This window comes from Bradyrhizobium guangdongense, assembly GCF_006483445.1.
GTDB classification, from domain to species: domain Bacteria; phylum Pseudomonadota; class Alphaproteobacteria; order Rhizobiales; family Xanthobacteraceae; genus Bradyrhizobium; species Bradyrhizobium guangdongense_A.
Genome location: NZ_PPPT01000155.1, coordinates 20,324 through 41,100 on the forward strand (window position 1 = coordinate 20,324; position 20,777 = coordinate 41,100).

Consider the following 20,777-nt stretch of genomic DNA (forward strand, 5'->3'; position numbering starts at 1 on the left):
CCGCGGCTGAATTCATCTAAGCGTCAGTTTTTTCCGGTCGTCGGTAACCCAATGTCGCCTGGAGGTAGCATGGTGATCGGCCTCCGTGAGAGTACGGGTGACCGCTTTCATCGAGGGTTAAGTTCGGCTTACGAGACTCGCGGACGGATGATTCAATGCAGGGTCGTCATCGAGAATATGCGCAAGAGCAAATCAGCCGGAGCTCGCGATGCGGAAGAATCTTCCTGTTACCGACGTGGAATATCCCGTTAGCGATGAAACGCTGATCGTCTCCAAGACCGATCTCAAGGGCAAGCTCGCTTATTTTAACGACGACTTCGTGGCCGCCGCGGGCTTTACGTCTGACGAGCTCATGGGCCAGCCGCACAACATCGTCCGCCATCCGGACATGCCGTCGGAGGCGTTTGGAAATCTCTGGGACACGCTGAAGGCCGGAAAACCCTGGCTCGGCGCGGTGAAGAACCGCCGCAAGAATGGCGATTACTACTGGGTCCTGGCCACCGCATCGCCGATCCGCGAGAACGGGCAGGTCACCGGCTACACCTCGATCCGCACTAAACTGCCCGCCGACCAGCGCAGGCTCGCCGAGCAGGTCTATGCGGCGATCCGCGAGAAGAAGCCGCACGGCTATCGCATCGATGCCGGTATCATCCGCCGTCGCTCGCTGCTCGACCGCTTCAGCGTCTTCACGCGCACGCTGAGCGCGCGTCTCGTCACCATGATGTCGATCCAGGCGCTGTTCGTGCTCGCGCTTGGCATTGCGGGCGCGCTTTCGGCCGGTGGTTCGGCGGGCCTGATCCTTCCGGTGCTGGCCGTGATCGGCGTTGCGGCGTGCGGCTTCCTCGGTCTTGCGACCATGCGCGCGATCAGTGCGCCGATGCAGCATCTGAACGAGACGATGCTCAATCTGGTGCAGGACAAGCTTGACAACCGCATCGTCATCGAACGCGACGACGAGATCGGCGAGGCGCTGCGCAATCTCCAGACGGTTCAGACCATCATCCGGTTCAGTCGCGATGAGGTGCAGGCCGTGCAACGTCGCGGCGAAGTCCAGCGCAAGGGTGACATGGCGAAGCTGGCCGATGGCTTCGAAGCCGCGATCGGAGAGATCGTCGAAACGGTGTCCTCGGCGGCAACCGAGCTCGAAGCGTCGGCCTCGACGCTGTCCACCACTGCGGAGCGTGCGCAGGGGCTCGCGACCGCCGTTGCGAGCGGATCCGCGGAAGCCTCGACCAACGTCGAGTCCGTGGCGTCAGCCGCGGAGGAGATGGCCTCCTCGGTCCGGGAGATCAGCCGGCAGGTGCAGGAATCGGCGCGCATCGCCGGCGAGGCCGTCAGCCAGGCCCGTGCGACCACCGACCGTGTCAGTGAGCTGTCGCGCGCAGCCTCCCGTATCGGCGACGTCGTCGAACTCATCAATGCGATCGCCGGCCAAACCAACCTGCTTGCCCTCAACGCAACGATCGAAGCGGCGCGTGCGGGTGAGGCGGGGCGCGGCTTTGCCGTGGTGGCCTCGGAGGTGAAGGCGCTTGCCGAGCAGACGGCCAAGGCGACCGGAGAGATCGGCCAGCAGGTCGGCGGCATCCAGGGCGCGACCCAGGATTCGGTCGGCGCCATCAGCCAGATCAGCAGCACGATCGAGCGCCTGTCCGAGATTTCGGCGGCCATCGCGGCCGCCGTGGAACAGCAGGGCACAGCGACCCAGGAGGTTGCCCGCAACGTGCAACAGGCGGCACAAGGCACCCAGCAAGTCTCCTCCAACGTCGGCGACGTCGAGCGCGGAGCGGCCGAGACCGGCGCGGCCTCCTCACAAGTGTTGTCGGCGGCGAAGATGCTGTCGCGCGACTCCAACCGGCTCAAGCTCGAGGTCGGCAAGTTCCTGTCCGGCGTCCGCGCAGCCTAGCGGACTCTCGCGCTCCAAGCGCAGGAATCGTAGGGTGGGCAAAGAGTCCGCTGTGGCTCGAAGAGCGAGGCGGAAGCGTGCCCACCACTTCTGTATCCGTGCGGATAGATGGTCGGCACGGCGCAAGCGCGCCTTTGCCCACCCTACTGGAGCTGTGATTGTGGTCTATCCCACCCGCCATTCCGGCACGCCGTCGGCGGCCATCGTGACGTCGCCGAGCGAGCCCACCGGCGTGCGATCCATGTTGAGCAGATGCGACAGCGTCGCAGTGTCGGTCGCCGGGATGCGGCCGAGCGTCCGCCGGTCATCCTCCGTGCGCAGCATGACGACGCCGTGCTCGACGTCGCCATTGCGGCCATAGAGCACGGTGAAGCTTTCGACCTTGCCCTTGCCGCCGGCCTCGGTGACGAAGTCCGGCACTGCACGCTTGCTGCGGTCAGCCACCGCCTGAACGGAGGTGTCCTGCGCCAGCGCCTCGCCCGGCGGCGTCTTCGAGACCACCAGCGCATGATGTTTGGTGACGAAGCCGCCCTGACCGTAGAGCAGGCCGAGATTGGCGCCATCGCGCAAGCGTCGCACCATCGCGCAGGCCGCATGCGTCATATAGGTGTTGAGCGGCGCACCGAAGAACGTGAGGCCGCCGGTGACGGTCGGCTGCACGTCCGCGCCCAGGCCCAGCGTCCGCCGCGCCATCTTGGGCACGCAAGGAAAGCAGCTGTAGAGCTCGATTGCATCGAACTTCGTGCCGTTGCCACCGGCGAGGTCCATCACCGCGCCGAGCACGGCATTCTGCGGATGGCTCTCATAAAACTGGTCGCGCAACAGGTAGTCGCGCGGCTCCTCGGCCGAGGCGCCGCCGAGCGGGTAGATCAGCTTGTCTTCGGCGATGCCGGCCGCGCGCGCCTTGGCGAGGCTGGTGAGCAGCAGCGCGCCGCCCATGTTGACGCTGGGGTTGGCGACCATGAGCTTGTTGTAGGGCCACGCGATCAACCGGTTGTCCGCGGTCGCGGTCGTGATCTCCTCCGGCGCAAAGCGCCGTTTCAGCCAGGCGTTGGGATTTTGCGCGGCCGCCTCCGAGTAACGTGACCACAGCGTGCCAGACTCGGCCATTGCCTCGCGCGGGGTCTGGCCCCAATGCGCCGACGATGCACCCTCGTAGAAGGGATAGACGGTCACGGGCCGGAACACGCCAAGCTTGACGGCCAACGGCTTCTGAAATGCCGCTCCGCGCTTCGGCTCCTCGACGTCGTGGGCAAACGGCGTCCAAGGCAGCTTGGCGCCGGAGCGTTCGGCCTTGGTCGCGGTCGATTGTGCTTCGGCGCCGACCACGGCAGCCACCGTGCATTCGCCGCGCGCGATGCGCTTGGCGGCTTCGTGCAAGTACCGGATCGGGCTCTCGCCGCCGACCGGGCCGTAATAGCAATGCGCCGGGTTGATGCCGAGGCGCTGTGCCAGCAACTTCTCCGGATCGCGGTAGCGCCAGCTCAGGAAGTTGACGACGTCGAGCGACTGCACCTCGCCGAGCAGCCTGGCCCCCGCATCCGCCTCGGCGCGCCGCAGCGCCTGCTCGAGGAGATCGAGCGGCTCGAGACCCGCAGTGATCTCCTTGGGACGGTCGACGATCTCGCCGACGCCGACGATGACGGGGATGCGGTCTGAGAAGGTATGAGAGCTGGTCATTGTTCTTGCTTCACATTCTACATCTTCGGCACGCCGTCGCCCTTCGAGGCCTTCGCTACGCTACGGCACCTCAGGGTGACGGCTACGGGTGCAGCGTCATCCTGAGGTGCGAGGCCGGAGGCGCACAAGCGCCGCCGGGCGAGCCTCGAAGGATGGGCCGCGGGCGCCACTTCGGCCAAGCGTCACTCCGCAACCAGCGCATTCATGTGCTCGACCGCCTCGGCAAAGTCCTCCTTGAACTCCTGCACCACAGCACCCGCCGATTTTACGCTGTCGATCAGCCCGACGCCCTGGCCGACGAAATAGCTGACGAGGTCGCGCGCCTTGGCGTTCCCCGCGGCGGCTGCGCGGTCGATCGAGTTGAAGGCGTCGCGGCTGACAATGCTCTGCAGCGGCATCGGCAGCGCCCCGGGGCTCTCCGGCGCACGGTCCCAGGCATCGGTCCAGACCGAGCGGAGCTGGCGCGCCGGTTTTCCGGTGCGACCCTTCGAGCGCACGGCGTCCCGGGAGGAGGCCGCGATCATCTTCTCCCGGAAGATTTCCGTGGTCTCGGATTCGACGGTGGCCAACCACACCGATCCGGTCCAGGCGCCCGCCGCGCCCATCGCCATGCAGGCCGCCATCTGCCTGCCCGTCATGATGCCGCCGGCCGCGAGCACCGGCACGTCGCGCATCGGCTTGATCGCCTTGATCACCTCGGGGACCAGCACCATGGTCGAGACCTCGCCGCAATGGCCGCCGGCCTCGGTGCCCTGTGCGACCAGGATATCGACGCCGGCTGCCACGGTGCGCACCGCGTGCTCCTTGGCGCCGACGAGCGCCGCGACCGGCACGCCGTGCTTCTTGCCCATCTCGATCATCGATTTTGGCGGCACGCCGAGCGCATTCGCGATCAGGCGGATCGGATGGTCAAAGGAAACCTCGAGAAGCTGCAGCGCCGTCTTGGCGTCGAATGGCTGCGGCTGGTTGTCCGCCACGCTCGTGGTCGAGAGCTCGATGTCGTACTTCTTCAGGAGGCTTTTGGTGTAGTCGCGATGCGCCTGCGGCACGCGCGCTTCCAGGCTTTTCCAGGTGACGTCCTTCTCGCCCGCGGTCGAGATGTTCTCGGGGATCAGCACGTCAACGCCATAGGGTTTGCCGTCGACATGGGCGTCGATCCATTTCAGCTCGCGCTCGAGCGTATCCGGCGTGTGCACGGTGGCGCCCAGCACGCCAAAGCCGCCGGCGCGGCTCACGGCGGCGACGACGTCGCGGCAATGGCTGAAGGCGAACAGCGGGAACTCGATCCCCAGCATCTCGCAGATCGGCGATTTCATGTGTCTCTCCCGGCGGCGACAGCTTGTGCGTCTGCTCTTCTTGCTTTGACTGGCGAATGCGCTCGCGACGCTAACTCATCGCGTGCGGCCATGCCAAGCCGGATTTCTACGCGTAACTTGCGTGCAGGCGCCGTGTGCGGGAAGAGGCATTCCGCCGTGCAAAATTAGCAGAGGTGCGCGTGCGGTTTTGCCTCTTGCGCTTTGGCTGTCTCGATAGAATGCTGCCTGCAAACAAGACCAAGAACGAGGGAGCGCCTAGTCATGTCAGCGCCGTCGAGCCCGGCTTCTCAAGCCAGCGAAGCCTATGACGTCGTCATCGTTGGTGCGGGCTTTGCCGGCATGTACATGCTGCATCGCCTGCGCGGGCTTGGGTTATCGGCGCGGGTTTTTGAGCAAGGTGGCGGCGTCGGTGGCACCTGGTACTGGAACCGATATCCCGGCGCGCGTTGCGACGTCGAGAGCATGCAGTACTCCTACTCGTTCTCCGACGAGCTGCAGCAGGAATGGGACTGGAGCGAGCGCTACGCGCCGCAGCCGGAGATCTTGAAATACGCCAACCACGTCGCCGACCGTTTTGACCTGCGTCGCGACATCCAGTTCGAAACGCGCGTGGATCGTGCCGAGTTCGACGAGCGATCGAGTACATGGTCGGTCACGACATCCGATGGCAAGACGGTCAGCGCAAGCTTCGTCGTGCTCGCCACCGGCTGCCTTTCAAACGCGCGAAAACCCGACATCAAGGGCCTCGATATCTTCAAGGGCCCAGTCTATCACACCAGCAACTGGCCGCATGAGCCGATCGATTTCACCGGTCTGCGCGTCGGCATCATCGGCACCGGCTCGTCCGGCATCCAGTCGGTGCCCGTGATCGCCGAACAGGCGAAACATCTGACGGTGTTCCAGCGCACGCCAAATTACTCGATTCCCGCGCGCAACGCGCCGCTCACGCCCGCGGAGCGCAAGACGTTTCGCGACAACTATCCGGCGATCCGGCATTTTGCCCGCTGGGAGGCGCGCAACGGCATCTACACCGAGCTGCCCGACCGCGGCGCGCTCGACGATGGCGACAATGAGCGCCGGGCCAAATACGAGGCAAGGTGGGCGCGGGGCGGCCTCACCTTCATGTCGGTCTACAACAATCTCGGGCTCGACAAGACGGCGAACGACACCGCCGCCGGCTTTGTCCGCGAGAAGATCGGCGAGACGGTGAGGGACCCCGCGACTGCAAAGGCGTTGCAGCCGACCACCTATCCGATCGGCACCAAGCGCATCTGCATCGACACCGATTATTTCGAGACCTTCAACCGCCCCAACGTCTCCCTGGTCGACATCAAGACCAATCCGATCGAGGAGATCACCGCGAATGCCGTGCGTGTCGCGGGTCACGATCACGAGGTCGACGCGCTGGTGCTCGCGACCGGTTTCGACGCCATGACCGGCTCGGTCGCCAGGATCGACATCCGTGGCCGCGGTGGCAAAACGCTGAACCAGAAATGGGCGGAGGGGCCAAAGACCTATCTCGGCCTGATGAGTGCGGGCTTTCCAAACCTCTTCATCATCACGGGGCCGGGCAGCCCGTCGGTGTTGTCGAACATGATCGTCTCGATCGAGCAGCATGTCGACTGGATCGCCGACTGCCTCGTCTACATGCGCGAGCAGGGTCTTGCGACCATGGAAGCGGACGTGGACGCAGAGGAGAAATGGGTCGCTCACGTCAACGACGTCGCCCACGGCACGCTCTATCCGCAAGCCAATTCCTGGTACATGGGCGCCAACATCCCCGGCAAGCCGCGCATCTTCATGCCCTATATCGGCGGCGTCGGCGTCTACCGACAGATCTGCAACGACATCGCCGCGAAGGGCTATGAGGGGTTTGTGATGGGCCGGGCGGAGCAGCCGAGGCGGGCGGCGGCATCCTGAGTGCGCCGTCATGACGAAACGGGGAGGGCGCCCATCGCGCCATGCATCCCGGCTCCCTTGCGAAGTGCCCAATTGTCGTTAGCTATCACCCCACGCCATTTCGCGCTGGAGCTATCAGCATGACCGACGCCCCCTACGAGCCGCCAAGAGTCTGGACCTGGGACAAGGAGAGCGGCGGCCGCTTTGCCAGCATCAACCGCCCGATCGCCGGCCCCACGCACGAGAAGGAGCTGCCGGTTGGCAAGCACCCCTTCCAGCTCTATTCGCTGGCGACGCCGAACGGCGTCAAGGTCACCGTGATGTTCGAGGAGCTTCTGGCGGCCGGCCACAGTGGGGCGGAGTACGACGCCTGGCTGATCAAGATCGACGGCAACCAGTTCGGCAGCGGTTTTGTCGACGTCAACCCGAACTCCAAGATTCCGGCGCTGATGGATCGCAGCGGGCCGACGCCGATCCGGGTGTTCGAGTCAGGCGCGATCCTGATGCATCTTGCGGAAAAGTTCGGCGCGTTCCTGCCGACCGGCGGCCAGGCGCGGGCGGAGTGCCTGTCCTGGCTGTTCTGGCAGATGGGCAGTGCGCCGTTCCTCGGCGGCGGCTTTGGCCACTTCTACGCCTATGCGCCGACCAAGATCGAATACGCCATCAACCGCTACGCGATGGAAGTGAAGCGCCAGCTTGACGTGCTCGACCGCCGCCTCGCCGACAACGAGTATCTCGCAGGCCAAGACTACACGATCGCCGACATGGCGACCTGGCCGTGGTACGGCGCACTCGCCAAGGGTCTCGTCTATGGCGCCGGCGAGTTTTTGTCCGTGCAGGACTACAAGAACGTCCAGCGCTGGACCGACCAGATCGCAAAACGTCCCGCCGTGAAGCGCGGCCGCATGGTCAACCGCATCTCCGGCGACCCCGCCAGCCAGTTGCACGAGCGCCATGACGCCAGCGATTTCGAGACGAAGACGCAGGACAAGATCGGCGAGCCCGCGGCGACGTAAGATTTTTCTTCGCCTCTCCCCGCTTGCGGGGAGAGGCCGGATTGCGCCGAGCGATGCGAAGCATCGTTCGAAGCAATCCGGGTGAGGGGGACTCTCCGCGAATCCATCTCTCACCGTCCTCGCGGAGACTCCCCCTCACCCCAACCCTCTCCCCGCAAGCGGGGCGAGGGGGCAGACGTCCTAATCCGGCAGCATCTCGCCGGACCCACCCAACTCCGCCGGCAAATCCCGGTACTTCGGCAGACCGTCGCGCACCGACACCATCTTGCTTCCGTAGTTCGCGTGCAGCGTCGGCTCGTGGGTGTAGCCTTTCAGCAGATTGGCATAGACGTCGATTAGCCGCATGCGCGGGTGTGCGGTCATGACGTGGCCGCCGCAACGCTTGCAGAATTTTCGGTCGGAATGCTCGGTCTTGCTGAACGTCCCGATCTCGCTTTCGCCTCGGGTGACACGGACGCTGTCGGCCTTCCACAGGCTGAAGGCGTTGATAGGGGCGGCCGACCACGCCTGGCAATCGGCGCAATGGCAATAGCCGGCGAAGAGGGGCTTGCCTGAGGCCTCGACCTCGACGGCGCCGCAGAAGCAGCCGGCCTTGTAGCTCGTCTCAGGCTCCACTTGCGCGTCGTCGCCCTCGACCAGCAGGTCGTTGTAAGCGATGTTCTTCTTCATGTAGTTGCGGATGAAGTCGCATTCGACCGAGAGCTTGCGTCCCTGCGCGCGCACCGCATCCAGCGTCGCGCGGCCGAGCTTTGAGCCGATGCCGCGGCCGCCGAGCTCCGGCGGCACCTCGGTATGGACGAGCGTGATGAACTCAGGTGTCTTGCGGTAGGTGACGAAGGCGACGTGACCGTCGACGTCGAGCTCGAATCGCTCGCGCTCTTCATTGTCGCGGAATGCTTCCGGCATCGTCTCGCTCCCTATTTGCGCTTCGCACCCTGGGCCGCCGGAAACACCACGCGGTCGTCGGTGCGGCAGTAGCGGTCCGCGAACATGCGCCCGATCGGATGATAGCGCTCCATATGCACCCGCATCGCCTCACCATCCCAAAGCTCGTCGCGGATGTGGAAATGGATGCCTTCGCACATGATCAGCTTGCGATCGTCATTGACGTCGATCAGCTTCCACAGCTTGCACTCCATCGCCCAGGGCGTGTCGGCAAGGCGCGGCACCGCGATCCTGGTCGAGGGCGCAAGCTTTAGCCCGAGATAGTCGGGTTCGCCGATGTCGGGCGGAAAATCGCCGCTGCTTTCGTGCATGGCTTGCGCCAGCGGCTCATCGGCGATGTTGACCACGAATTCGCCGGTCGCCTGGATGTTGAGAAACGTATCCTTGTCCTCGCCATTGGGCTTGCGGTTTGCCGCGAACATGCAGAGCGGCGGATCCTCGCAGAAGGCGTTGAAGAAGCTGAAGGGTGCCGCGTTGACGATGCCGGTCGGCCCCACCGAAGTCACCCAGGCGATCGGCCGCGGCAGGACGAAGGAGGTTAGCACCTTGTAGCGCTCGCGTGGCGTCAGGTCGCTGGCGGCGTATTCCATGGTGGCTCCAGTGGGGGCTGGGCAGCTCGACGCAAGACTAATTCTTGTAGGGTGGGCAAAGCGAAGCGTGCCCACCGCTTCTGTCCGAGATCGAAGTGGTGGGCACGGCGCGATGCGCCTTTGCCCACCCTACGATTTCTGAGATGGCCTTACGCCATGCTCAGCTCGTGCCGTCCGACCACCATCCAGTGCACCTCGTCCGGACCGTCCGCGAAGCGGAGGTGGCGGACGTCCTGGTACATCTCGGCGAGCGGGGTCCAGTGCGAGATGCCGGTGGCGCCGTGCATCTGGATCGACTGGTCGATGATCTTGCAGGCGCGCTCCGGCACCATGGCCTTGACCATGGAGACCCAGACGCGGGCTTCCTTGTTGCCGAGCACGTCCATCGCCTTGGCCGCCTTCAGCACCATTAGCCGCATCGCCTCGATCTCGCAGCGGGCCTGCGCGATGATCTGCATGTTGCCGCCGAGATGGGCGATCTTCTTGCCGAAGGCCTCGCGGGTGAGGCCACGCTGCACCATCAAATCGAGCGCCTTCTCGGCCTTGCCGATGGTGCGCATGCAGTGATGGATGCGGCCGGGGCCGAGGCGGAGCTGCGAGATCTCGAAGCCGCGGCCTTCGCCGAGCAGCATGTTCTCCTTGGGCACGCGGACATTGTTGAAGCGCATGTGCATGTGGCCGCGCGGCGCATGGTCCTGCCCGAACACATACATGGGGCCGAGCACCTCGACGCCGGGCGTGTCGCGCGGCACCAGGATCTGCGACTGCTGCTTGCTCGGGGCCGCGTCCGGGTTGGTCTTCACCATCACGATGAGGATCTTGCAGCGGGGATCGCCGACACCGGAGATGTAGTACTTCTCGCCGTTGATGACCCATTCGTCGCCGACGAGCTTTGCGGTGGTCGAGATGTTCTTGGCATCGGAGGAGGCGACGTTCGGCTCCGTCATCACATAGGCGGAGCGGATCTCGCCGTTCATCAACGGCTTCAGCCACTTTTCCTTCTGCTCCTTGGTGCCGACGCGCTCCAGCACCTCCATGTTGCCGGTGTCGGGCGCCGAGCAGTTCATGGTCTCGGAGGCCAGCGGGCTCTTGCCGAGCTCGGAGGCGATATAGGCGTAGTCGAGGTTCTTCAGGCCCTGGCCGGTCTCGTCATCGGGCAGGAAGAAATTCCACAGGCCTTCCTTCTTGGCCTTGTTCTTGGCGACCTCGAGCACCTCGAGCTGCTTTGGCGTGAAGCTCCAGCGGTCCTCTTTGCCTTCGCCGGCCTTGGCGAACTCGATCGACATCGGCTCGACGGTGTCGCGGATGAATTTTTTCACATGGTCGTAGAGCGGACGGACCTGGTCCGACATGCGGAGGTCGTTGAGATCGTCGCCGGGATTGAGGGTGTAGTTGGTCGTGCGGGGCACATAGCTGTGTTTCATTCTTCTTCCTCCCGTTTCGCTGAAGTCGCGTTGCGGCCGACAATAGACGCCGCGCCGTCAAAGCGCGAGTGCGCATTTGGCGCTATCTCTGCCGCGTCGCGGAAAATCGGCGCGGCGTTTGAAATGCTGTTTGAATGTTGTCGAGTGATCCAGTGCGTAGCCCGGATGGAGCGCAGCGTAATCCGGGACACAGTTGGCCTCACATGACCCGGATTACGCTGCGCTCCATCCTGGCTACCGCAGTTGGTTGGGCCGGCTAGCTCAAGCCGGCATCCTATGCATCGCGCAGATTTTGTTGCCGTCGAGATCGCGCAAATAGGCGAGATAGAGCTTGTTCCCCGCGCCCTCGCGGATCCCTGGCGGATTCTCGATCGGCGTTCCACCGGCCGCGACGCCGGCCGCGTGCCACTTGTCTACCTGCTCGGGCGAGGTGGCTGCAAAGCCGATGGTGCCGCCGTTCGCGCAGGTGGCCGGCTCGCCGTTGATCGGCTTGGTCACCGAGAACACGCCGGTCTTGGTGATGTAGAAAATGCGATGGCCATCGACGCGCGCGGGGCGCACGTCCAGTGTGCCGAGCAGCGTGTCGTAGAACGCCTTGGCCTTGTCGAGATCGTTGGTGCCGACCATAATGTGCGAGAACATGGTTCTTCCTCTCCCTCAGCTCTTATCGCTAGTCCTGTAGCCCGGATGGAGCGCAGCGCAATCCGGGAAACCTTCCTCATTCAAAAGTCCCGGATTGCGCTGCGCTCCATCCGAGCTACGAGACTCAAAACGCCGTATAGCCGCCGTCGATCACGAAGGTGTCGGCGGTGTGATAGGACGATGCCTTGCTCATGAGATAGACGGCGATTCCGCCGAAATCTGAAGGCTCGCCGAAGCGGCGCATGGGAATGCGCGGCATGACGTTGGCGACGAACTTTTCGTTGGCCATGATTCCGGCGGTCATGTCGCTCTTGATCCAGCCCGGAAGGATCGCGTTGGCGGTGACGCCATGGCGCGACAGTTCCACGCCGAGCGCGCGCACCAGCGCGTTGATCGCGGCCTTGGTCGCTGCGTAGTGCTCATTGCGCGCGGTGCCGAAGATCGAGGCGAGGCTCGAGGTCGCAACCAGCCGGCCGAAGGGATCGCCGGCATTGGCGCGGTCGGTCATGTGCCTGGCGGCGGCCTGGAAGGCGTGGAAGACGCCGTCGAGATTGGTCGCAAACATCGTGCGCCATTCCTCCTCGGTACGCTCGACGAAGGAGCGGCGTCCGCCGCCGCCGATGCCGGCATTGGCAAAGCAGCCGTCGACACGGCCGAAGGTGTCGAGCGTCGCCTTCATCGCTGCGTTGACGGATTTGGGATCGGTGACGTCGCAGACGCGCGTGTCGACCTTACCGGACAGGCCGGCCATGCTGGCGGCGGCAGCCTTGTTCTTGTCGGCGTTGCGGCCCCAGATCGAGACATTGCAGCCCTGGCCCGCCAGCGCCTGGGCAATGCCGAGTCCGATACCGCCATTGCCGCCGGTGATCACGGCCACGCGGCCGGTGAGGTCGAAGATGGTCATGAGCGTTTCCCGTTTCTTTAGCGGTCTTTTGGCACCAGCCGGTGCGCGCAAGATGGTCTGATATGCCGATGCGATATGTCCTGACAAGCATGGACAAGGCCGCGCCAAAAATCAAATATGCGCCCCGGCAAAACCAATTCCGATCCGCGGAACAGCGCGGGTCGCAACCGACGAGGAAACAATGCAGTTCAAACACGTCACGCTCGATTTCGACGGGCCGGTCGCCATCCTCAAGCTGGACCACCAGGAGGTGATGAACGCGGTTTCCGTGGACATGCTGGGCGGGCTCGCCGACGCGCTCGATACGATCGAGGAGAAAAAGGACGAGGTGCGCTGCATCGTGCTGACCGGGGCGGGGCGTGCCTTCTGCACCGGCGCCAACCTGCAGGGGCGCAGCAACCAGTCGAAGAAGACCAGGGCCGGCACGACGCTCGAGACCGGCTTCCATCCGTTCCTGCGCCGCATCCGTAATTTGCATTGTCCGATCGTCACGGCGGTCAACGGGCCGGCCGCCGGCGCCGGCATGAGCTTTGCGCTGCTCGGCGACATGATCCTGTGCGCGCGTTCGGCCTATTTCCTCCAGGCCTTCCGTCGCATCGGCCTCGTCCCGGATTGCGGCTCGACCTGGTTGCTGCCGCGTCTCGTCGGCCGCGCACGCTCGATCGAATTGTCGCTGATGGGCGAGCGGCTGCCGGCGGAGAAGGCGCTGGAATGGGGCCTCGTCAATCGCGTCTATGACGACGGCGCGCTGATGGAGGAGGCGATGAAGCTCGCGAACGACCTCGCCAACGGCCCGACGGTGGCGCTGTCGCTGATCCGAAAACTCTATTGGGACAGCCCGGAAAATTCTTTCGAGGAGCAGCTCAATCTCGAATTCCAGTGCCAGTTGCGCGCCGGTGACAGCGAAGATTTCCGCGAAGGCGTCGGCGCCTTCCTCGAGAAGCGTCCGGCGAAGTTTAAGGGAAAATGATCGAGGCCGAGCTCTCCCGCAGCGTCGTGCGGTGGTGCCCGGGCGCGACCGGAGCGACCGCCGCCGCAAAGCTGTCCGGCGGTGCCAGTCAGGAAACCTGGCGCTTCGATATCACGCATCCCGACGGCAATATCGGCGCCATCCTGCGCCGTTCGCCGAAAGGCTATGGCGCCGCGCCGACGCGCGCAGCGGGTCTCGCGGCGGAAGCAAGGCTGATGCAGCTCGCCTTCGAGGCCGGCCTGCCGTCGCCGCGCGTGCTGCATGTCCTGACGCCTGAGGACGATCTCGGCACCGGCTTCATCATGCAGCGCGTCGAAGGCGAGACCATCGCGCGCAAGATTCTGCGTGACGACGAGTTTGCCGCCGCGCGGCCGCATCTCGCGCGGCAGATCGGTGGCGTGCTGGCGGGTTTGCACAAACTGCCGCAGGATAGATTGCCCACACTACGCACCCGGTCGGCGACCCAGGAAATCGCCGAGTTCGAGCGCGACTATCGCAGCCTCAACTGGCCAAAGCCGGTGTTCGAGCTGACGCTGCGCTGGCTGTGCAATCATGATCCCGGCCCGTCGGCCGAGACGACGCTGGTGCATGGCGACTTCCGCAACGGCAATCTCATCATCGGTGCCGAGGGGTTGCGCGCCGTGCTGGACTGGGAGCTCGCCCATCTCGGCGATCCCATGGAGGATCTCGGCTGGGTCTGCGTCAACTCCTGGCGCTTTGGCGAGATCGACAAGCCCGTCGGTGGATTTGGCTCGCGCGAGGAGCTGTTCGCCGGCTATGAAGCGGCGGGACGCAGATGCGATCCTGCCCGCGTGAAGTTCTGGGAAGTGATGGGCACGCTGCGCTGGGGCATCATGTGCGGTGGCATGATGCAGCGCTTTCGCGAGGGGCCCGACCATTCCATGGAGCGCGCCATGATCGGCCGCCGTGCCTCCGAAACCGAAATCGATCTGTTGCGGCTGCTCGCGCCGCGCGGGAGGTGAGCATGCAGGACGAACCGACACCGATCGAGCTGACCAAGGCGGTTGCCGATTTCCTCCGCAACGACATCACGCCGCTGATCTCTGGCCACCAGGCGTTCAAGCTGCGGGTCGCCATTAACGCTCTCGATCTCGTTACGCGGCAGCTGACGCTGGAGGAGGGGAACGATGCGACGGAGGTGGCGCGGCTGCGTACGCTGCTGGGGGTGGACGGTTCGGTGACCGAGCTGAACCGCGCGCTCGCTGAGCGCATCGCGAAAGGCGAGGTGGACCTCGCGACGCCGGGTCTCGCCGAGCATCTCTGGGCGACCACGATGGACAAGCTCGCGGTCGATCAGCCGAACTACGCCTCGTACAAGCGGGAGCTGGGGCGAGAGGGTTAGGCGGCACCACTCTCTCAGCCGTCATTCCGGGGCGGAGCGATAGCGACGAGCCCGGAATCCATTGGTCCGCAGTCTCCGTGGCCCGATGGATTCCGGGCTCGCGCCCAAGCGGGCGCGTCCCGGACTGACGAGGGGTGGTGCCTATTTCCCCAGCCATTTCGGCGGCCGCTTCTCCGCAAATGCTTTCGGGCCCTCGATGTAATCCTGCGACGCCGCCATCGCCTTCACGGCCGGATACTCCCGCTGCTCCGCGATCGCCTGCTCCAGCGACACGGCAAGCCCCTTTTGAATGGCCTGCTTCGATGCCCGGATCGACATCGGCGAGTTCTTGGCGATCGTCTCCGCCCAGCGCAGCGCGGCGTTGAGCGCCTCGCCCTGCGGCACCACCTCGTTGACGAAGCCGAGCTCAAGACCTTCCTTTGCGCTCACATGGCGCGCTGTGAGGATCATGCCCATGGCGCGCTTGAGACCGATCTGCCGCGGCAGACGGTGTACGCCACCGGCGAGCGCGGCGAGCCCGACGCGCGGCTCGGGCAGCGCAAAGGTCGCATTCTCTGACGCAATGATGAGGTCGCAGGCGAGCGCGATTTCGAACCCGCCGCCCATGGCGACGCCGTTGACAGCCGCGATGATCGGCTTGTCGCAGTCGAAGCGCGAGGTGAGGCCGGCAAAGCCGCCCTTGTCCCAGCCCCGCTTGCCGCCGGCGGCCTGCCACTTCAGATCGTTGCCGGCGCAAAAGGCCTTGTCGCCGGCGCCGGTGACGACCGCGATCCACTGGTCGGGATCGGCGGAGAAGTCGTCAAACACCTTGTTGAGCTCGAAATGCGCATCGGTGTGCAGCGCGTTGTAGACCTCGGGGCGCGACAGCGTGACGATCGTGATCGGCCCCTTGCGTTCCACCTTTGAAAATTTCAGCTCCATGGTCGCTCCCGCGTTTTTCTGTGGCAGAGAATATTGAGGCCTATACTAGCGCGCGGACGTACGCGCGCACCACTCGAATTGCGCAAGGCGCATTGCGTGGCCGGCGCGCTTGAGCTTGCTTGACTTGCGCATGGTCTTCTCACCTTAATCGACACGAACAGAATTGCGCCTAGCGCCTTAACGCAAAAACACAAAATCAATCCGGGAGAGAACCGTGGATTTCTCATTGCCTGCCGATCTCGTCGCCTATCTCGAAGAGCTCGACCGTTTCATCGAGCGCGAGATCAAGCCGCTGGAACAAGCTGACGACAACATCCGCTTCTTCGATCACCGCCGCGAATGGGCGCGCACCGATTTCGAGAATGGCGGCCTGCCGCGGCACGAATGGGAAGCGCTGCTGCGCAAGGCCAAGAATCTCGCGGACGCTGCCGGCCATCTGCGCTTCCCGGTACCGAAGCAGTATGGCGGCAAGGATGGTTCCAACCTCTGGATGGCCGTCATCCGCGAGCACTTTGCGGCCAAGGGCCTCGGCCTCCACAACGACCTGCAGAACGAGCACTCCATCGTCGGCAATTTCCCTGTCGTCACCATGCTCGACCGCTACGGCCGCGACGACCAGAAGGCGATGATCGACGGCTCCATCAAGGGCAAGTACCGCATCACCTTCGGTCTCACCGAACCGCATCATGGCTCGGACGCTACCCACATGGAGACGCGCGCCGTGCCGGCTACCCGCGACAACGTCAAGGGCTGGATCATCAACGGCGAGAAGATGTGGACGACCGGCATGCACGTTGCTACCCACTGCGCGCTGTTCGCGCGCACCAGCGGTAATGACGGCGATGCCCGCGGCATCACCTGTTTCCTGGTGCCGGCCAAGAGCGAGGGCGTCGTGATCGAGGAGTACATGTGGACCTTCAACATGCCGACGGACCATCCCCGCGTCAGCTTCACCGACGTATTCGTGCCTGAAGATGCGCAGTTCGGCGAGGTCGGCCGCGGCCTGTCGCTGGCGCAATGCTTCGTGCACCAGAACCGCATCCGCCAGGCCGCGAGCTCGCTCGGCGCTGCCGTCTACTGCATCGACGAGAGCGTGAAATACGCCCGCGAACGAAAACCGTTCGGCCGCGCTCTCGCCGAGAACCAGGCGATCCAGTTCCCGCTGGTCGAGCTTGCGACGCAAGCCGAGATGCTGCGCCTGTTGATCCGCAAGACCGCCTGGGAGATGGACAAGCTCACCGAGGAGCAGATCGAACGCACACTCTCCGACCGCGTCTCGATGTGCAACTACTGGGCAAATCGCCTGTGCTGCGAAGCTGCCGACCGCGCCATGCAGGTCCATGGCGGCATGGGCTATTCACGCCACAAGGCTTTCGAGCACATCTACCGCCACCACCGCCGCTACCGCATCACCGAGGGCAGCGAGGAGATCCAGATGCGGAAGGTCGCGGGGTTCTTGTTCGGCTATATGGGGCCGGGAAAGCACTAACTGTCATTGCGAGCGAAGCGAAGCAATCCAGAGTCTTTCCACGGAGACAGTCTGGATTGCTTCGTCGCAAGAGCTCCTCGCAATGACGGTCAATTCACCCGTCGATCCTTCCCCGCCCAGAACGGCTCACGCAATTCCCGCCGCAGGATCTTGCCTGACGGATTGCGCGGCAGCGCGGGGATGAACTCCACGCTCTTCGGCGTCTTGAAGCCGGCGATGCGTTCGCGGGTGAAGTTGATGATGTCGGTCGCAGTGGCCTGCTTGCCCGGCTTCATCACCACGATCGCCTTGACCGCTTCGCCCCATTTGTCGTCGGGCACGCCGATCACGGCGGCCTCGGCGACGTCGGGGTGATCGCAGACCGCGCTCTCGACCTCGGCTGGATAGATGTTCTCGCCGCCCGAGATGATCATGTCCTTGATGCGGTCGTGGATGTAGAGATATCCGTCCTCGTCCATGTAGCCGGCATCGCCGGTGCGCAGCCAGCCATCAGAGCGCAGTGTTGAGGCTGTGGCCTCGGGCAGGTTCCAGTAGCCGGACATGTTGTGGTCCGAGCGCGTCGCGATCTCGCCGACTTGGCGCGGCGGCAGTGGCTTGCCGTCGCCATCGAGGATCGCAAGCTCGACGCCTGCGAGCGCCTTGCCGGCCGAGCGCATCCGTTCCAGGCCCTCGATGTGATCCTCCGGCGGCAGTGCGACGATGGTCCCGGTCGTCTCCGTCATGCCGTAAAGCTGCACAAACCCGCATTTGAAGACTTCGATGCACTCCTTCAGAAGCGCTGCCGGGATAGGCGAGGCGCCGTAGAGCATGTATTTGAGCCGCGAAAAGTCCATGGTCTTCGCGCGCGGCTGCCGCACCACGAATTGCATCGCCGCCGGCACCATGAAGAGCTTTGTGATGCCGAAGGTCTCGAAGAAATCGAGCACCTTGGTCGGATCGAATTCGCGCGCGATCACGCTGCGCGCGCCATGGCCGAGGCCGACCAGGCCCCAGCCGGAACCGCCGATATGAAAGATCGGCATCGCGACCAGCGACACGTCGTCGGTGGTCCACTTGTTCCAGTCGGGCGTATCGGCGGCGCCGCCGGCCTCCAGCAGGCTCTTGAAGTTCGAATGCGAAAGCATCGCGCCCTTCGGCTTGCCCGTGGTGCCCGACGTATAGAGCTGCATGGCAATGTCTTTGGCGCTGATCGGCACCATCGGGTCATCGCCGCTCTGCGCATCGCGCCAGGGCGTAAAATCCTGCCATTCCGGCGCGCCGCCTTCGGTGGTGATGACGGTGCGTACGTTTGGCAGCTTGTCCTTGATCTGGCGGACAAGCGTGAGGAACTCGGGCCCAACGAACAGCACCGGCGCCTTGCAATCGTTGACGATGAAGGCGACCTCGGGTCCGGCGAGCCGCCAGTTCACCGGCGCCATGACAACGCCGGCCTTGATCGCGCCCAGCAGCAGCTCGAAATAGATGTCGCTGTTCTTGCCGAGATAGGCGATGCGGTCGCCCTTGGTCACGCCCATCGCGATCAGCGCGTTGGCGACCTTGTTGGTCTTGATGTCGAACTCGGCAAAGGTGGTGAGGCGGCCCTCGAACTCATAGGCGATGGCGTTGCCGCGGCTCTTGGCGCGCTCTCGCACCATGTCGGCGAGATCAGCCGTGGGCTGTAGCGTGGACATGTCTCTCCCGTGACGTTTGTTGTTGTTGGCGCGGAGTGTGGCGCCATCCGCGGGTAAAGACAATATGGAGAACGACGAAGCGCTGCTGCTTCAACATCGTCGTCCTGGACAAGCGACGCGTAGCAGAGCGCTGATCCAGGACCCATTACCCCACAGCAAGTTTGGCGAAGACTCGCAGCTCCGAGTCCGCGCCACGACTCCTCCCTGGGGTAATGGGTCCTGGCTTTCGCCAGGACGACTACGGAGTGCGCCTCACCCCCTTGCCGCGCGGTCCTTCTCGTTCTGCGCCTTGATGCTGTCGCGCGCCTTGGCCCAGTCGTCGTCGCTCCAGTCGCGGAGCTGGTAGAAATTGCCACCCATGGCGAGCGCCTGCGCGCCGTCCATGGCGATGGTCTCGCCGGTGATCCAGTCGCAGCCGCCGGAGATGAGGAACACCGCGAGATTCTGCAGCTCCTCCATGGTGCCGACGCGGCCCATCGGATTCATCGCCTTGGTGCGCGCGCCGGCTTCGTCGCCGGGCTTGATGCGCTTGCTCATGCCTTCGGTCGGGATTTCACCCGGCGCGATGGTGTTGAGGCGGATGCCGTACTTGCCCCATTCGGTTGCAAGCGACATCGTCATGGCGTGGATCGCCGACTTGCTCATCGCCGACGGCACGACGTAGGGCGAGCCGTTGCGCACCCAGGTCGTGGTGATCGAGACCACGTTGCCGGGCTGCCGCGCCGCGATCCAGCGCTTGCCGACCGCATGCGTGACGTAGAACGTGCCGTGCATGACGATGTTGGCGACGGCATCGAAACCGCGCGGCGAGAGCTCTTCGCTGCGCGAGATGAAATTGCCGGCGGCGTTGTTGATGAGGTCGGTCAGCGGCGCCTCGCGAAAGATGTTGTCGATCATCTCCTCGACCGCGAGCGCATTGCGGATGTCGACGCCGTGGCTGGTGACGCGGCCGCCGTACTGATCCATCAGCTCGGTCGCAGTCTCGTCGCACACGATCTTGCGCCGGCCGCAGATGTGAACCTCCGCGCCGAGCTGGAGGAAGCGCGAGGCCATCGACTTGCCGAGCCCGGTGCCGCCGCCGGTCACGAGGATGCGCCGGCCAGCCAGTAGATTTTCCTTGAACATGGGTGTTTCCCCCGCAGGGATTGTCAGTTAATTGGTCGATTGACTAAATCCGGCTGTCGGCTTCCTGTAAAGCGGCATCGAACAAGAACAGGGGAGAATTGATCCATGGAAGAGCGCGTCTCGATCTCGATTTCGGAAGGCGTCGCCGATGTTCGTCTTGTACGAGCGGACAAGATGAACGCGCTGGATCAGGCGATGTTCGAGGCGCTGGTTGGCGCAACCGACCGTCTTTCCAAGGAAAAAAGCGTGCGCGCTGTCGTGCTCTCGGGCGAGGGCCGCGCCTTCTGCGCCGGTCTCGACATGGGACGTTTTGCCGCCATGAAGGAGAAGGGCGGCAACGGAATTCCGGGCGGCGAAAATCGCGATCTCACCAGGCGCACGCATGGCAAGGCGAATTTTCCGCAGCAGGCGGTCTGGGGTTGGCGCCAGCTCCAGGTTCCCGTCATTGCCGCGATCCACGGCGTCGCCTTCGGCGGCGGCTTCCAGCTCGCGCTCGGTGCCGACATGCGTTTCCTCAGCGCCGATGCGCGGATGTCGATCATGGAAATCAAATGGGGCCTGGTGCCGGACATGGCGGGCACGCCGATCCTCGCGAGCCTCGTGCGCGACGACATCTTGCGCGACCTCACCTATACCGGCCGCATCTTCTCCGCGCAGGAGGCGATGGCTTTCGGCCTCGCGACGCGCATCTGCGACGACCCGCGCACTGCCGCGCTGGAAGTCGCGCGCGAGATCGCGGGGAAGAGCCCCGATGCGATCCGTGCCGCCAAGCGCATGCTGAACAATCTCTCGATCGATCCCGGCCCGGCATTGCTCGCCGAGTCCGTCGAGCAGCAGAAGCTGATCGGCAGCGCGAACCAGACCGAAGCCGTGCGCGCGAATCTGGAGAAGCGTGCACCGAGGTTTGCGGATTAGCGGCT

At 64.4% G+C, this 20,777-nt stretch carries 18 protein-coding genes; 8 read left to right on the forward strand and 10 right to left on the reverse strand.

Annotated features, from left to right (window positions below; translation table 11 throughout):
* Positions 1-208: 208 nt before the first annotated feature.
* Entirely contained in the window at positions 209-1,903 is a 1,695-nt protein-coding gene (locus C2U70_RS22245; protein WP_140980558.1) for a methyl-accepting chemotaxis protein, read from the forward strand.
* Positions 1,904-2,068: 165 nt separating this feature from the next.
* On the opposite strand, the gene C2U70_RS22250 is transcribed toward C2U70_RS22245, so the two are convergent.
* Both C2U70_RS22250 and C2U70_RS22255 read right to left on the reverse strand, forming a co-directional pair.
* Positions 2,069-3,583 (reverse strand): acetyl-CoA acetyltransferase, encoded by a 1,515-nt coding sequence (locus C2U70_RS22250; RefSeq protein WP_140980559.1) that lies wholly within the window; start codon positions 3,581-3,583, stop codon positions 2,069-2,071.
* 182 nt (positions 3,584-3,765) lie between these two features.
* Positions 3,766-4,899 carry a nitronate monooxygenase gene (locus tag C2U70_RS22255; RefSeq protein ID WP_140980560.1) on the reverse strand — a complete coding sequence of 378 codons (1,134 nt, stop codon included), beginning with the start codon at positions 4,897-4,899 and terminating at the stop codon, positions 3,766-3,768.
* Positions 4,900-5,160: 261 nt separating this feature from the next.
* Here C2U70_RS22255 and C2U70_RS22260 point away from each other — a divergent pair, with 261 nt between their 5' ends.
* Both C2U70_RS22260 and yghU read left to right on the forward strand, forming a co-directional pair.
* Positions 5,161-6,819 (forward strand): flavin-containing monooxygenase, encoded by a 1,659-nt coding sequence (locus C2U70_RS22260; protein ID WP_140980561.1) that lies wholly within the window; start codon positions 5,161-5,163, stop codon positions 6,817-6,819.
* Positions 6,820-6,938: 119 nt separating this feature from the next.
* Positions 6,939-7,814, forward strand: a complete 876-nt coding sequence (gene yghU, locus C2U70_RS22265) for a glutathione-dependent disulfide-bond oxidoreductase (protein WP_140980562.1) — start codon at positions 6,939-6,941, stop codon at positions 7,812-7,814.
* Positions 7,815-7,994: 180 nt separating this feature from the next.
* Here the strand turns inward: yghU and C2U70_RS33810 are convergent, their stop codons facing one another.
* From C2U70_RS33810 to C2U70_RS22290, 5 genes are all read right to left on the reverse strand, one after another.
* A complete protein-coding gene (locus C2U70_RS33810) occupies positions 7,995-8,720 on the reverse strand; it encodes an N-acetyltransferase (protein ID WP_349629577.1) in 726 nt (241 codons plus the stop codon).
* Between the two features lie 11 nt (positions 8,721-8,731).
* On the reverse strand, positions 8,732-9,349 hold the full coding sequence (locus C2U70_RS22275; protein ID WP_140980563.1) for a flavin reductase family protein: 618 nt from the start codon (positions 9,347-9,349) through the stop codon (positions 8,732-8,734).
* 149 nt (positions 9,350-9,498) lie between these two features.
* A complete protein-coding gene (locus C2U70_RS22280) occupies positions 9,499-10,773 on the reverse strand; it encodes an acyl-CoA dehydrogenase family protein (protein WP_140980564.1) in 1,275 nt (424 codons plus the stop codon).
* A 261-nt stretch (positions 10,774-11,034) separates the two neighbouring features.
* Positions 11,035-11,415 carry a VOC family protein gene (locus C2U70_RS22285; RefSeq protein WP_140980565.1) on the reverse strand — a complete coding sequence of 127 codons (381 nt, stop codon included), beginning with the start codon at positions 11,413-11,415 and terminating at the stop codon, positions 11,035-11,037.
* Positions 11,416-11,539: 124 nt separating this feature from the next.
* Complete coding sequence (locus tag C2U70_RS22290) at positions 11,540-12,319, reverse strand: SDR family NAD(P)-dependent oxidoreductase (protein ID WP_140980566.1); 780 nt, start codon at positions 12,317-12,319, stop codon at positions 11,540-11,542.
* A gap of 181 nt (positions 12,320-12,500) precedes the next feature.
* Between C2U70_RS22290 and C2U70_RS22295 the strand changes: the two genes are divergently transcribed.
* From C2U70_RS22295 to C2U70_RS22305, 3 genes are read left to right on the forward strand one after another with little or no spacing between them, the layout of a single operon-like run.
* Positions 12,501-13,289 carry an enoyl-CoA hydratase/isomerase gene (locus C2U70_RS22295; protein ID WP_140980567.1) on the forward strand — a complete coding sequence of 263 codons (789 nt, stop codon included), beginning with the start codon at positions 12,501-12,503 and terminating at the stop codon, positions 13,287-13,289.
* Positions 13,286-14,272, forward strand: coding sequence for a phosphotransferase family protein (locus C2U70_RS22300; RefSeq protein WP_140980568.1), 987 nt, complete (start codon positions 13,286-13,288; stop codon positions 14,270-14,272). The genes C2U70_RS22295 and C2U70_RS22300 overlap by 4 nt, the downstream gene beginning before the upstream one ends.
* 2 nt (positions 14,273-14,274) lie before the next feature.
* Complete coding sequence (locus C2U70_RS22305) at positions 14,275-14,652, forward strand: DUF6285 domain-containing protein (RefSeq protein ID WP_140980569.1); 378 nt, start codon at positions 14,275-14,277, stop codon at positions 14,650-14,652.
* A 141-nt stretch (positions 14,653-14,793) separates the two neighbouring features.
* Here the strand turns inward: C2U70_RS22305 and C2U70_RS22310 are convergent, their stop codons facing one another.
* Positions 14,794-15,573, reverse strand: coding sequence for an enoyl-CoA hydratase-related protein (locus C2U70_RS22310; protein WP_140980570.1), 780 nt, complete (start codon positions 15,571-15,573; stop codon positions 14,794-14,796).
* Positions 15,574-15,787: 214 nt separating this feature from the next.
* On the opposite strand from C2U70_RS22310, the gene C2U70_RS22315 reads away from it, so the two are divergent.
* Positions 15,788-17,062 carry an acyl-CoA dehydrogenase family protein gene (locus tag C2U70_RS22315; protein ID WP_140980571.1) on the forward strand — a complete coding sequence of 425 codons (1,275 nt, stop codon included), beginning with the start codon at positions 15,788-15,790 and terminating at the stop codon, positions 17,060-17,062.
* A gap of 89 nt (positions 17,063-17,151) precedes the next feature.
* On the opposite strand, the gene C2U70_RS22320 is transcribed toward C2U70_RS22315, so the two are convergent.
* Together C2U70_RS22320 and C2U70_RS22325 are read right to left on the reverse strand one after the other, a co-directional pair.
* Positions 17,152-18,732: a fatty acid--CoA ligase gene (locus tag C2U70_RS22320; protein WP_140980572.1), complete on the reverse strand. Its 1,581-nt coding sequence runs from the start codon at positions 18,730-18,732 to the stop codon at positions 17,152-17,154.
* Between the two features lie 252 nt (positions 18,733-18,984).
* Positions 18,985-19,857 carry an SDR family oxidoreductase gene (locus C2U70_RS22325; RefSeq protein ID WP_140980573.1) on the reverse strand — a complete coding sequence of 291 codons (873 nt, stop codon included), beginning with the start codon at positions 19,855-19,857 and terminating at the stop codon, positions 18,985-18,987.
* A 105-nt stretch (positions 19,858-19,962) separates the two neighbouring features.
* Between C2U70_RS22325 and C2U70_RS22330 the strand changes: the two genes are divergently transcribed.
* Entirely contained in the window at positions 19,963-20,772 is an 810-nt protein-coding gene (locus C2U70_RS22330; RefSeq protein WP_140980574.1) for a crotonase/enoyl-CoA hydratase family protein, read from the forward strand.
* The last annotated feature ends 5 nt before the right edge of the window (positions 20,773-20,777 follow it).

Excerpts from the sequence above, each read along its gene's own strand:
- C2U70_RS22245 (WP_140980558.1), top strand. The coding sequence starts at position 209 with ATGCGGAAGAATCTTCCTGTTACCGACGTGGAATATCCCGTTAGCGAT.
- C2U70_RS22250 (WP_140980559.1), bottom strand. The coding sequence starts at position 3,583 with ATGACCAGCTCTCATACCTTCTCAGACCGCATCCCCGTCATCGTCGGC.
- C2U70_RS22255 (WP_140980560.1), bottom strand. The coding sequence starts at position 4,899 with ATGAAATCGCCGATCTGCGAGATGCTGGGGATCGAGTTCCCGCTGTTC.
- C2U70_RS22260 (WP_140980561.1), top strand. The coding sequence starts at position 5,161 with ATGTCAGCGCCGTCGAGCCCGGCTTCTCAAGCCAGCGAAGCCTATGAC.
- yghU (WP_140980562.1), top strand. The coding sequence starts at position 6,939 with ATGACCGACGCCCCCTACGAGCCGCCAAGAGTCTGGACCTGGGACAAG.
- C2U70_RS33810 (WP_349629577.1), bottom strand. The coding sequence starts at position 8,720 with ATGCCGGAAGCATTCCGCGACAATGAAGAGCGCGAGCGATTCGAGCTC.
- C2U70_RS22275 (WP_140980563.1), bottom strand. The coding sequence starts at position 9,349 with ATGGAATACGCCGCCAGCGACCTGACGCCACGCGAGCGCTACAAGGTG.
- C2U70_RS22280 (WP_140980564.1), bottom strand. The coding sequence starts at position 10,773 with ATGAAACACAGCTATGTGCCCCGCACGACCAACTACACCCTCAATCCC.
- C2U70_RS22285 (WP_140980565.1), bottom strand. The coding sequence starts at position 11,415 with ATGTTCTCGCACATTATGGTCGGCACCAACGATCTCGACAAGGCCAAG.
- C2U70_RS22290 (WP_140980566.1), bottom strand. The coding sequence starts at position 12,319 with ATGACCATCTTCGACCTCACCGGCCGCGTGGCCGTGATCACCGGCGGC.
- C2U70_RS22295 (WP_140980567.1), top strand. The coding sequence starts at position 12,501 with ATGCAGTTCAAACACGTCACGCTCGATTTCGACGGGCCGGTCGCCATC.
- C2U70_RS22300 (WP_140980568.1), top strand. The coding sequence starts at position 13,286 with ATGATCGAGGCCGAGCTCTCCCGCAGCGTCGTGCGGTGGTGCCCGGGC.
- C2U70_RS22305 (WP_140980569.1), top strand. The coding sequence starts at position 14,275 with ATGCAGGACGAACCGACACCGATCGAGCTGACCAAGGCGGTTGCCGAT.
- C2U70_RS22310 (WP_140980570.1), bottom strand. The coding sequence starts at position 15,573 with ATGGAGCTGAAATTTTCAAAGGTGGAACGCAAGGGGCCGATCACGATC.
- C2U70_RS22320 (WP_140980572.1), bottom strand. The coding sequence starts at position 18,732 with ATGTCCACGCTACAGCCCACGGCTGATCTCGCCGACATGGTGCGAGAG.
- C2U70_RS22325 (WP_140980573.1), bottom strand. The coding sequence starts at position 19,857 with ATGTTCAAGGAAAATCTACTGGCTGGCCGGCGCATCCTCGTGACCGGC.
- C2U70_RS22330 (WP_140980574.1), top strand. The coding sequence starts at position 19,963 with ATGGAAGAGCGCGTCTCGATCTCGATTTCGGAAGGCGTCGCCGATGTT.